The 11,409-nt window shown below is 54.6% G+C and carries 9 protein-coding genes; 8 read left to right on the top strand and 1 reads right to left on the bottom strand.

Features of this window, described 5'->3' with window-relative positions; genetic code table 11:
* Positions 1 to 23: 23 nt before the first annotated feature.
* The 4 genes from FCN15_RS13955 to pyk all read left to right on the top strand — a co-directional run bounded on the left by FCN15_RS13955 (position 24) and on the right by pyk (position 4,240).
* Complete coding sequence (locus FCN15_RS13955) at positions 24 to 1,217, top strand: Ger(x)C family spore germination protein (protein WP_138495609.1); 1,194 nt, start codon at positions 24 to 26, stop codon at positions 1,215 to 1,217.
* Positions 1,214 to 2,446 (top strand): GerAB/ArcD/ProY family transporter, encoded by a 1,233-nt coding sequence (locus tag FCN15_RS13950; protein WP_138495608.1) that lies wholly within the window; start codon positions 1,214 to 1,216, stop codon positions 2,444 to 2,446. The genes FCN15_RS13955 and FCN15_RS13950 overlap by 4 nt, the downstream gene beginning before the upstream one ends.
* Before the next feature lie 67 nt (positions 2,447 to 2,513).
* Positions 2,514 to 2,726: a hypothetical protein gene (locus FCN15_RS13945; protein WP_138495607.1), complete on the top strand. Its 213-nt coding sequence runs from the start codon at positions 2,514 to 2,516 to the stop codon at positions 2,724 to 2,726.
* A 98-nt stretch (positions 2,727 to 2,824) separates the two neighbouring features.
* The gene (gene pyk, locus FCN15_RS13940; protein ID WP_138495606.1) at positions 2,825 to 4,240 is read left to right on the top strand and encodes a pyruvate kinase; all 1,416 of its coding nucleotides are present in this window, start codon (positions 2,825 to 2,827) and stop codon (positions 4,238 to 4,240) included.
* Positions 4,241 to 4,385: 145 nt separating this feature from the next.
* Here the strand turns inward: pyk and FCN15_RS13935 are convergent, their stop codons facing one another.
* Positions 4,386 to 4,514, bottom strand: a complete 129-nt coding sequence (locus FCN15_RS13935; protein WP_138495605.1) for a DUF4023 family protein — start codon at positions 4,512 to 4,514, stop codon at positions 4,386 to 4,388.
* A gap of 232 nt (positions 4,515 to 4,746) precedes the next feature.
* On the opposite strand from FCN15_RS13935, the gene FCN15_RS13930 reads away from it, so the two are divergent.
* The 4 genes from FCN15_RS13930 (at position 4,747) to cydB (ending at position 11,397) form a co-directional block, all read left to right on the top strand.
* Positions 4,747 to 6,210: a catalase gene (locus FCN15_RS13930; RefSeq protein WP_138495604.1), complete on the top strand. Its 1,464-nt coding sequence runs from the start codon at positions 4,747 to 4,749 to the stop codon at positions 6,208 to 6,210.
* A 289-nt stretch (positions 6,211 to 6,499) separates the two neighbouring features.
* On the top strand, positions 6,500 to 8,407 hold the full coding sequence (locus FCN15_RS13925) for an adenine deaminase (RefSeq protein ID WP_138495603.1): 1,908 nt from the start codon (positions 6,500 to 6,502) through the stop codon (positions 8,405 to 8,407).
* Positions 8,408 to 8,987: 580 nt separating this feature from the next.
* Positions 8,988 to 10,394: a cytochrome ubiquinol oxidase subunit I gene (locus FCN15_RS13920; protein WP_138495602.1), complete on the top strand. Its 1,407-nt coding sequence runs from the start codon at positions 8,988 to 8,990 to the stop codon at positions 10,392 to 10,394.
* Positions 10,381 to 11,397, top strand: a complete 1,017-nt coding sequence (cydB, locus tag FCN15_RS13915) for a cytochrome d ubiquinol oxidase subunit II (RefSeq protein WP_138495601.1) — start codon at positions 10,381 to 10,383, stop codon at positions 11,395 to 11,397. The genes FCN15_RS13920 and cydB overlap by 14 nt, the downstream gene beginning before the upstream one ends.
* Positions 11,398 to 11,409 lie beyond the last annotated feature (12 nt).

Below are 11,409 nucleotides of genomic sequence, written 5' to 3'. Positions count from 1 at the left end.
TTCAGACGGGGAGGAGGACAGACATGTGGAGGAAATTAGCGCCCGTTCTTCTGTGTATGCTCCTGCTTACAGGATGCTGGGACCGGCTGGAGCTGAATGACCGGGCCATCCTGCTGGGCACAGGGGTGGATCTGCTGGAGGACGGGAGGTATATGATGACAGCGAATATTGTCGTGCCGTTAGCCGCCGGCTCAAAGGGCGGGAATGGCGGAACGCCCGGCTTCCTGACGGAAACGGCGGTGGGCAAGGATCTGACCGATGCCAAGCAGAATATGCAGAAGAAGCTTTCGCGCGTAGCCTTTTCCGGGCACCGGCGTAATATTTTTATCGGGGAAAGCCTGGCCAGGCATGGTTTAAGCCACCTCATGGACCAGTATGCACGAAGCCCGGATGTCCGCCCCCGCAGCAACATTTATGTCGTCAAAGGAGGCACCGCGCAGCAGGCGATGTCTCTGTTCTACAAGCTTGAAACCAACCCTTCGATTGCCGTGCAGAAGATTCAGGAGAAGGTCGGGGCGCCGATCAGCCGCTCGCTCCTGGACTTCTTTATCTTGATTAACAAGGATAACTGCGGGGTCATGCCGTCTCTGAAGCTGGTGGATCCCGAGGTTGAGCCGGTCAAGAAGACGGATAACGACAGCCCTCCGCAGCCAACCCTGGAGATTGAAGGAATCGGGATCTTTAACGAGGAGCTCAAGCTTGTCGGCTATATGGAAATGGATGATTTCTGGGTAAGGCTGTGGGTGACTAACCGGCTGAAGCACAGGGATCAGACCGAGAGCATCGGCGGCAAAGAAGACACGGTCAGCATCCGGCTGACGCATCTGAAATCCAAAGTGACACCGGAGTTTAATGAGGATGGGGTTTCTTTCAATATTTTGCTGAAAGCCAAGGGGGAAGTCATTGAGAATAACACTGCGCTTGCGCTGGCCGATGAACAGGCGGTAAAAGATCTGGAACAGCAGTTCGAGAAAATCCTGCAGTCGCGCGCAGAGCAGTCCATCAAGAAGATTCAGACCGGATACGGCCTTGATATCTTTGGATTAGGCGATTCGATCCGGATGTTTCACCCGTACAAGTGGAGAAGGCTGGAGCCGAATTGGGAGAACACCTTTAAGAAGGCTGAGATCAAGGTGCGGGTTGACTTAAATGTTAGAGGGACAGGGCTTGATCTGGATTCCCTTGTGCCTGAAAGGAGCCGTGAGGATAGCCAATGAGAATCAGCAACCAGCAGCTGTTCTGGATGATTATGATGCTGAACGTAGGAATCAATCTGCTGATCGCCATCAGCCTGGTGATTCAGGACGGGCACCAGGATGCCTGGATGTCGTCGATGATCTCCGGCCTGATTGGCGTGGCTGCTTCCTACCTGGGCACAAGGCTTGCCCTCCGGCATCCCGGGCAGACGCTTGTCGAATTCAGCGGGGTGATTCTGGGAAAATGGCTCGGCAAGCTCATCCTGCTTCCCTATCTGTTTCAGTGGTATATCGTGATTCCGCTGATTATGCGCGATCAGTATACCTTTGTACACATAAATGTGCTGTTCATGACGCCTGTCTGGATGGTGGTCGGCCCTATGCTGCTGGTCATCGTGTATGCCGTTTACCATGGAGGAATTGAGGCGATTGCGCGCTGCACCCAGGTCTGGAGCCCGATTCTGCTGGTGATCCTGCTGATCACTTTTGGGGTTACGATTAACAATTTGGACTGGAAGGCTCTCTTTCCCGTCTATGCCTTAACGGGAGCCGGGCCCATTCTAAAGGGCTCGCTGGTTCCGGCCGCGCTGCTCGGAGAATCCGTTAATGTGATGATGCTGGCAGCCTTTGTGGACAAACCCGGCAGGGGGACGCAGCGGGCGGCGGTATCCGGCGTTCTGCTGGCAGCTCTTTTTATAACGATAGGCATTCTTTGGGTCATCATGACGTTTGGCTGGCACATTGCTTCGAAATTGAAATATCCGTTCTTTGATATGGTGAAGCTGGTCTATCTCATGGAATTTATCCAGAACATGGATGTGTTTATCATGGCGGTCTGGCTGGTAAGCATATTCATAAAAATGTCCGTGTACGTATTTGTCGCCAGCTACGGAACGGCCCAGTGGGTCGGCAAAACCGGCAAATGGAGATCCTTCATCTGGCTTCCGGCGGTGACTACCTTTATCCTGGCCATGCTGATCATCCGAATGAATGTGCCCAACCGTCTTGTCCTGAATTATTTGTGGGTAGGGACGATTCTGCCGCTTAATTCCTTCCTGATTCCACTGCTGCTGCTCATTGTATCGGTGATCCGGTTTCCTGCAGGCAGTGGAAAGCCAGGCGCGGTCCAGCCTGACGGCGGGGAGCGGGAGCAGACTCAGACTGCGGGGGAAGCTTCAAATGAGAATCAGGATTCCCGGGATGCAAAGTCAACGAATGCGGGAACGCAGGGTAAGGCATACTACTCCTGAACTTCATCAGTGATGGTCTTAAATCACTTCATTGGATTTGTAATTGGATAAGGAGGAGACAGCAGTCATGACCAAGGATAAACACCAGAAGCACGAGCGCCAGATTGCGAGCAGTAACGGACAGAGCGATACGGCCGGAGGCCGGGGAGAGCGCCGCGCGGGAAGGCTGGCCCAGTTCAAGAACCACAGCCAGGACGGCGATCATGTGCCGAATGAATATTTGAACTCGAGCAGAGGAGAGGAAGAAGATTTGAAAGGGGAAATCCCGTTCCCTCGCTGACCGTCAGCCCCCGGCAGCGGGGGCTTTTTTTGGAACCCGGATATTCGGGTAAAGGATATCGTGAGCATTCTTAAGCTAACCAAAGGAGGCTAAATCTGGTGCAGAAGACGAAAATCATATGTACGCTGGGTCCGGCGTGTGATGACTTGAACGTGCTGAAGCAAATGATTCAATCCGGAATGACGGTTGGGCGGCTGAATATGGCGCATGGTGAGATGGAGGATCATGCCAAGCGGATTGCGGGTCTCCGCAAGGCTGCAGAAGAGCTGGGCACCTTCATTCCGGTGATGATGGACATTAAAGGCCCCGAAATCCGGATCGGCAAGCTGAAGGAAGCTTCGGTCATGCTGGAGCAGGGCGCTGCCTTCACATTGACCACGGAAACGGTGCAGGGCGACGCAAGCAGGGTCTCCGTCAACTATCCCGACATGCCAAACGTTGTGAAGCCGGGTGACCGAGTGCTGATTAATGACGGGCTGATCGAGCTTCATGTCGTCAAAGTGGACGGTACGGAGATGTACTGCAAAGTCATCAGCGGCGGCCAGCTGAAGCCGACAAAAGGCGTCAACCTGCCGGGTGTCAAAACGACGCTTCCAGGCGTAACGGAGCGGGACATCCGCCATATCAAATTCGGGCTGGAGCAGGGCATTGAGATGATTGCGGCTTCCTTTGTCCGCAAGGGCGATGATATCCGTCAAATCCGCCGGATTCTGCAGGAGCACGGGTCGGAGCACGTTCAGATTATTTCGAAGATTGAAAATGGCGAAGGCGTCGAGGATCTGGACGACATCATCGAAGCGTCGGACGGAATTATGGTTGCCCGCGGTGATCTGGGCGTTGAGGTTCCGGTAGAAGACGTGCCTATGCTGCAGAAGGAAATCATCGAGAAGTGTAATTTTGCAGGCAAGCCGGTGATCGTGGCCACGCATATGCTGGAGTCGATGCAGGTCAATCCGCGTCCAACCCGCGCAGAGGTAGGTGACGTCTTTAATGCCGTCATTCAGGGGGCGGATGTCGTCATGCTGTCCGGCGAGTCGGCTGCGGGCAAATACCCGGTTAAATCCGTGCAGACGATGGCAACAGTAGCGAGGAAAGCGGAAAGTATCCTGAATTATGAGGAGCAGTTTGACCGGAAAAGACTGCAGCATCCGTCTGACATTACGGAAGTGATCAGCCAGAGCGCCGTTAATGCCTCTTTGGAGCTGAAAGCCGAGGCAATCATCGTCTCGACCGAAAGCGGCTTTACCGCCCGGATGGTGTCCAAATACCGTCCTAAAGCGCCGATCATCGCTGTAACGCCGCAGAAGGAGGTTCTGCCGAAGATCTGCCTGCTCTCGGGTGTGATTCCGGTGCTCGGCGATAAGGTCGCGACAACGGATGAAATGTTTGAATCCTCCATTCGGAATGCGCTCAATACCGGGTACATCCATAAAGGCGACACGATTGTCCTGTCAGCGGGCCTTCCAGTCATGCAGGCCGGTACAACCAATCTGGTCAAGGTTCAGCAGGTTTAGAAGAGCTGCCCGGAGCCAAACGGCGGTCTGTAAGCTGAATTCACCCGGAAAAATAACGCAAAACCAGGAGCAGGACACCGTCCTTCCTCCTGGTTTTTCCTATTTTATGAAGGTGCGCGAATTGCCCAGGTCCAGTAATACCTGCTTATTTATTCGTGCCGTGCCGTTTGGTCGGCAAGACGGCATTAGGGGTGCCCTGCCCCCGCTTCTTGTTGCGTTCCTGCTTCTTCTGATTCTCCTGCAGCTTCGCTACGAATTCGTGTGTACTTTCCAAGTTGCCTCCTCCTTTCCCTCACAAGAGTCACCCTTTACTATGTCCCTGCCCGGAAAAATTATGAATCCGTGCCCGCCATCTTTGCCGTCATCTTCATCTTTCTTCATTTAACTTCATTTTGGCTGCTGAATCATTCATGTTTCTTTCATTCGTTCTTCATGATGCAGAGCGTTAATGCTGTTAGAATCAAATTTAGATCAAGTCTAAATATAGAGAACGAGGTGCTGAATAGATGAACGAAAGATTAACGACAAACCAGGGTGCTCCCGTAGGTGACAACCAAAATTCAAGAACGGCGGGCAGACGCGGACCGGCGTTGCTGGAAGATTACCATCTGCTGGAGAAGCTGGCCCACTTTGACCGGGAGCGCATTCCGGAGCGCGTGGTACACGCCCGCGGAGCCGGTGCTCACGGCGTGTTCGTAACGGAAGCGGGCATGAGCGAGCATACGAGAGCGCATTTTCTGCAGCAGGCAGGGCAGGAGACGCCGGTATTTGTAAGATTTTCCACTGTAATCAATGCTGCGGGTTCACCGGAAACGGCGCGCGATCCGCGCGGGTTTGCCGTTAAATTTTACACAGAGGAAGGCAACTATGACATCGTAGGCAACCACCTGCCGGTGTTCTTCATCCGCGATGCGATGAAATTCCCGGATATGGTGCACTCGCTGAAGCCGTCGCCGGCCACCAATGTGCAGGAGCCTGGGCGGTATTGGGATTTCATGACACTGTCGCCTGAATCGACGCATATGATGACCTGGGTCTTCTCCGACCATGGCACCCCGGCGAACTACCGCGAAATGGACGGCTTCGGCGTCCACTCCTTCAAGTGGGTGAACAGCGCAGGGAAAGTGACCTATGTTAAATACACCTGGAAATCCAAGCAGGGCGTCCGCAATCTGTCTGCCGAGGAAGTTATAGAGGTGCAGGGCCGGGATTTCAACCATGCGACGCGCGACCTGCATGAACATATTGCCGCTGGCGAGTTCCCGCAGTGGGAGCTGCATGTGCAGCTTATGCCGGTAGAAGACCTGGATATCTGGAGCTATGACCCGCTCGATCCGACAAAGGTATGGCCGGAGGAGCACTATCCGCTGCTGAAGGTGGGTACCATGACACTGAACCGCAATCCGCAGAACTTCTTCGCCGAAGTGGAGCAGTCCGCCTTCTCGCCAAGCGCTACCGTGCCGGGCATCGAGCCGTCCGAGGATAAGCTGCTGCAGGGCCGTCTGTTCTCCTACCCGGATACGCAGCGTTACCGTCTTGGCGCCAACTATATGCAGATTCCGGTTAACTGTCCTTATGCGCCGGTCCGCAACCATCAGCGCGACGGCATGATGAATGTGAATCAGAATCCGTCACCGGTCAACTTTGAGCCGAACAGCTATACGGAGAGCACCAAAGAGGACCCTGCATACCGGGACAGCGTGATGCCGCTCAGCGGGCAGGCCGGCCGGGAGCGTATCGAGAAGACCGATGATTTTACACAGGCTGGAGAGCTGTACCGCAGTTACACCGAGGTGGAGAAGGAGCATCTGATCAGCAACATTGCGGGTGACCTGAAGCAGACGAATGAAAAAATCCAGCTGCGCGCGATCTGCAACTTCTTCCGTGCCGACGCCGACTACGGCATGAGACTCGCCAAGGCGCTGGGCGTGGACATCGGCGGATTTATGCCTGCCAATATGCAGCGTTAATCGGGCAGAGCCTCTCTCCCCATCCCTGTTAAACGCAGGGAAGGTTCATATAGATTGTATGGCAAAACAGTCTCCCCGCTGTGTCCAGCAGCTTCGGGAGACTGTTTTTATTGCCTGCTTGCCTGCTGCGATGTCAGAAAATATAACTTATAATCCGATGCGGGGCGTCATAAGGTAAAAGAAAAAGCTTGCTTTCACCTGCCCCTCCCGAAGTTGACGCTCGGCAGTTGACAATTCAGCCGTTTGCTATATAATTTTTCAAAATACAAGAGAGAAACGGGGATAGATCATGGAGAGAACAAGCAGACGGGAGCTGTACGAAGTCAGCGGGACATTGGCGAAGGTCGCATTGGGCCAGGCGAAGGCCGAGCTGGTCATTCAGAACGGGACTTTGGTTAATGTTTATTCCGGCGAATTGATCGAGCATACAGATGTTGCCATTGCAGAGGGGCGGATCGCGTTTGTCGGCAAAGCGGAGCATGCCATCGGTCCGGACACGAAGGTGCTGGATGCAGCCGGACGCTATTTGGTGCCGGGCCTGCTGGATGGGCATATGCACGTGGAGAGCACAATGATGACGGTGACGGAGTTCGCCAAGGCGGCTTTGGCAAAAGGGACGACGGCGGTATTCATGGACCCGCATGAAATTGCCAATGTGTTTGGCAATGAAGGGGTCGCCTGGATGCATGAGGAAGGACAGCAGCTGCCTCTAAAAGTATTCACCACATACCCCTCTTGCGTCCCGGCGGCCGAGGGTCTGGAGGATGCAGGCGCCGAGCTGGAAGTGGCGGACATTGAAGCCGGGCTGAAGTGGGAAGGAGTCGCGGGCTTGGGCGAGGTGATGAATTTCCCGGGCGTCGTGTACAATGATCCGAAAATGAAAGGCGAGATCGAAGCGACGATCCGGGCCGGCAAAACGGTCACCGGACATTTTCCAAGCGATGATCCGCTCATGCTGCAGGCCTACATTGCTTCCGGGGTTACCTCGGACCACGAAACGGTCACCCGTGAGCAGGGACTGGCCCGAGTCCGCCTGGGGATGAATCTCATGATCCGCGAAGGCTCGGCCTGGCAGGACGTGAAGGAGGTCATCAAGGTGGTGACCGAGGATCATGCGCCTACGCATAACATTACGCTGGTAACGGATGATGTGTATCCGCAGACGCTGGTCGAGAAGGGGCATATCAATCATGTGGTGCGCCGGGCGATCGAGGAGGGCGTCAGCCCTGTAACGGCGATTCAGATGGCGACGATCAATACGGCCAGATACTTCAATAAAGAGCGGGACCTCGGGGCCATCACGCCAGGAAAATGCGCTGACATTCTGCTGATCGACGATCTGCAGCAGATGGTGCCTTCCGCCGTCATCGCGGACGGGACGGTCGTGGCAGAGCAGGGCCGCATCGTGGTGCCTTTCCCGGTCTACGAGTATCCGGAGAAGGCCCGCAAGTCGGTGAAGCTGGCACGTCCGCTCAAGGCCGAGGACTTCCGGCTGCGGAGCAAGCGGGCGGCCTCACTGGAGACCGCCGCTTCCGCCGAAGCGTCCGCCCGGCCAAACGGGGCCGCCAGCGCCTCCGCTGAAGGAGCCGCAGGCACCTCCGCCGGCGTCAGCGCCAGCACCCAGGCCGAGTCCACCACCCGTGTCCAGGTGATCCGGATTATTGAAAATTCGGCCCGGACGGCAGGCGGCACCGCCGAGCTGCCTGTGAAGGACGGCATCATCCAGCCCGATGTGGAGCAGGATGTTCTGCTGCTCGCCTGCATTGAGCGCCACAAAGGAACAGGCGGCCTTTCGCTCGCCTTCGCCAGCGGCTTTCAGCTGAAGGCAGGCGCCGTCGCTTCGACGGTCGCGCATGACAGCCACAACCTGCTGGTCATGGGCACCAATGAAGCCGACATGGCGTTGGCCGCCAACAAGCTGGCGGAGTGCGGCGGCGGCATGATTGCCGTCAAGGACGGCAGGGTGCTTGGCCTGGTGGAGATGCCGGTTGCCGGCCTTATGTCCGACAAGCCGCTGGAGCAGGTGGTCGAGGAGGTCCGCGGCCTGGAGGCCGCATGGAAAGAGCTGGGCTGTCCGGTCCACGCGCCGTTTATGACTTTTTCGCTGATTGCGCTGCCGGTCATTCCGGATCTGCGCATTTCCAACCGCGGCCTGGTCGATGTGACGACCTTCCAATTGACAGCTGTCGAGCTCTAGACCTGAAGCGAAGAAGCTGCTGCTAAATCTTCGGAAAAATAATAAAACCGCCGTGCTTTCCCTGAGGAAAGGCGGCGGTTTATTTTATATAAGCATTAATGAAAGAATTAATGAGCCTGCTGTTCAAGCTGGTCTTCTTCTTTGAAGATCTTTATGCAGAACAAACCCATGGACACGAAACTTAATGCTGCCATTACAGTCAAGAGAGCCATCATGATGAATTCCACTCCTTTTTCGTAATCTATATCCTTATTTTACTCCTGGCCCCAGGTCCTCCGCATAGCCCGTTCGGGCTATAAACAGCCCTAAAAATTGAACGTTGTGAGGCAAGTCACAAAACGAGTCTGTCAATGAGCTTTGCGATAAAAAGGCGGTTATTTTACCACTGGTTATGCCTGAATTGTGTGCAAATCTGAAGAAAGTTGTGATTCTAGTCACAAATTTTATAAATTTACGACCATATATGTGATGTTTATCACAAAAAAGAGATGGTGCTTACTGCCATGATAAGAGCAGAAATTTGTTAGCGGCAAAAGAGGCTTTTTACAATTCCAACTATTTATAAAGGAGAGTTCGATCAATGGATCCGTTAATGCTTGCACGCATCCAGTATGCTGCGACGACGATCTTCCACTTCTTCTTCGTGCCCGTATCGATCGGCATGGTGTTTATGATCGCGGTCATGGAGACGATGTATGTCGTCAAAGGCAAAGAAGAGTACAAAAAAATGGCGAAGTTCTGGGGCAAATTATTCCTCATCAACTTCGCAGTCGGGGTTGTTACCGGAATTCTGCAGGAATTCCAGTTCGGCATGAACTGGTCGGATTATTCCCGGTTTGTCGGGGACGTGTTCGGTGCGCCGCTTGCGATTGAAGCGCTGGCCGCCTTTTTCCTGGAGTCGACCTTTATCGGCATCTGGATCTTCGGCTGGGACCGGCTGTCCAAGAAAGTCCACCTGCTGAGCATCTGGCTCGTCTGCTTCGGCACCACGCTGTCTGCACTCTGGATTCTGGCGGCAAACTCGTTCATGCAGCATCCGGTTGGCTATCAGATCAACAACGGCCGGGCTGAAATGACCGACTTCTTTGCCCTGCTTGCGAACGGCCAGCTGTGGGTCGAGTTCCCGCATACCGTGCTGGGGGCGCTTGCTACAGGCTCCTTCCTGATCTGCGGCATCAGCGCCTACAAAATGCTCAAGAAGATTGACTATTCGTTCTTTAAATCTTCTTTTAAAATTGCGCTGGTTGTGGCGCTCTGCTCATCCTTCCTGACTGCGATCTTCGGTCACCAGCAGGCCCAGTACCTGGTTGAGACCCAGCCGATGAAGATGGCGGCTTCCGAGGGTCTCTGGGGGGAAAGCGGCGATCCCGCTCCGTGGACTGTCGCGGCGTTTATTGATCCAACGAACAAAGAGAATAAATACGAGATCAAGATTCCTTACCTGCTGAGCTTCCTCTCCTACAGCAAGTTCTCAGGGGAAGTTAAGGGAATGAATGAACTGCAGGCCGAGTATACGCAAAAATACGGCGAAGGCAACTACATCCCGCCTGTACGCACAACCTTCTGGAGCTTCCGGATCATGGTTGCAGCAGGTTCCCTGATGATCTTGTTCTCTGCTTACGGCTTGTATCTGTGGATGCGCAAGAAGATGGACCGGCCAAACAAAGGCTATCTCCGTCTTATGCTGTTTGGTATTTCCCTGCCTTATATCGCGAACACCTCCGGCTGGATTATGACCGAAATGGGCCGTCAGCCATGGACCGTATTCGGGCTTATGACCACGGCAGATTCCGTATCACCTAGCGTAACCGCAGGGCAGGTGCTGTTCTCGATTATTGCTTTCTGCACCGTATATGCAGCGCTCGCTGTGGTGATGGTCTTCCTTTGGCTGAAGGTCATCAAGCAGGGGCCTTACAAGACGGATGCTTCCGACAATGAACATTCCACAGATCCTTTTGGCAAGGAGGGTTACCATGCTGTCTCTTAATGAGCTTTGGTTTATTCTTGTGGCGGTGCTGTTTATCGGCTTCTTCTTCCTCGAAGGCTTCGATTTCGGGGTCGGCATGGCTACAGGCATTCTCGCGAAAAATGATACCGAACGCCGCGTGCTGATCAACTCGATCGGTCCGTTCTGGGACGGCAACGAGGTGTGGCTGCTGACTGCGGGCGGCGCGATCTTCGCGGCCTTCCCGAACTGGTACGCCACGATGTTCAGCGGGTATTATACCCCGCTCGTTGTGCTCCTGCTGGCACTGATCGCCAGAGGCGTCGCTTTTGAATTCAGAGGCAAGGTGCAGGATAACCGCTGGAAAAAGACTTGGGACATCTGCATCTTCATCGGCAGCCTGCTGCCGCCGTTCCTGCTTGGCGTCGTCTTCTCAGGCTTCATGAAAGGCCTGCCGATTGACGGCCAAATGGAGATGAAGGCCGGATTGTTCGATATGGTGAACGGGTATACGCTGGTTGGCGGCGTTACCGTTACGGTGCTGTGCTTCGTGCATGGCCTGCTCTTTACCGTCCTCCGCACGGAGGGCGAAATCCAGGCCAGAGCCCGCAGACTGGCGAAGCAGATGCTCTACCCGCTCGCGGCCCTGCTGGCCTTAACCGGAGTAGCGACTTATTTTGCAACCGACATTTTCGAGGCTCACGGCACCGTGCTGAGCGTGCTTGCGCTGCTTGGCCTTGCGGCCTTCCTGCTGGCCGGCTATTTCCTCTCTCATAAGAGAGACGGATGGGCGTTCGGCATGACCGGGGCCGTTATTGCTCTGGCGATCATCGGCGTATTCGCCGGACTGTTCCCGAATGTGATGATCAGCTCCGTCGATTCGGCGTTTAACCTGACGATCCACAACGCGGCATCCGGCCATTACTCGCTGAAAGTAATGACTATCGTCGCCTTATCGCTGCTGCCTTTTGTGCTCGGCTATCAGATCTGGAGTTATTTCATCTTCCACAAGCGGGTGCATGAGAAATCGCATTTGGAGTATTAAAAATAAAAAGAG

Source organism: Paenibacillus pinistramenti (genome assembly GCF_005869875.1).
Classification (GTDB): domain Bacteria; phylum Bacillota; class Bacilli; order Paenibacillales; family Paenibacillaceae; genus Fontibacillus; species Fontibacillus pinistramenti.
The sequence above is the reverse complement of the archived record's forward strand: the minus strand, read 5'-3'. Positions and strand labels throughout refer to the sequence as shown.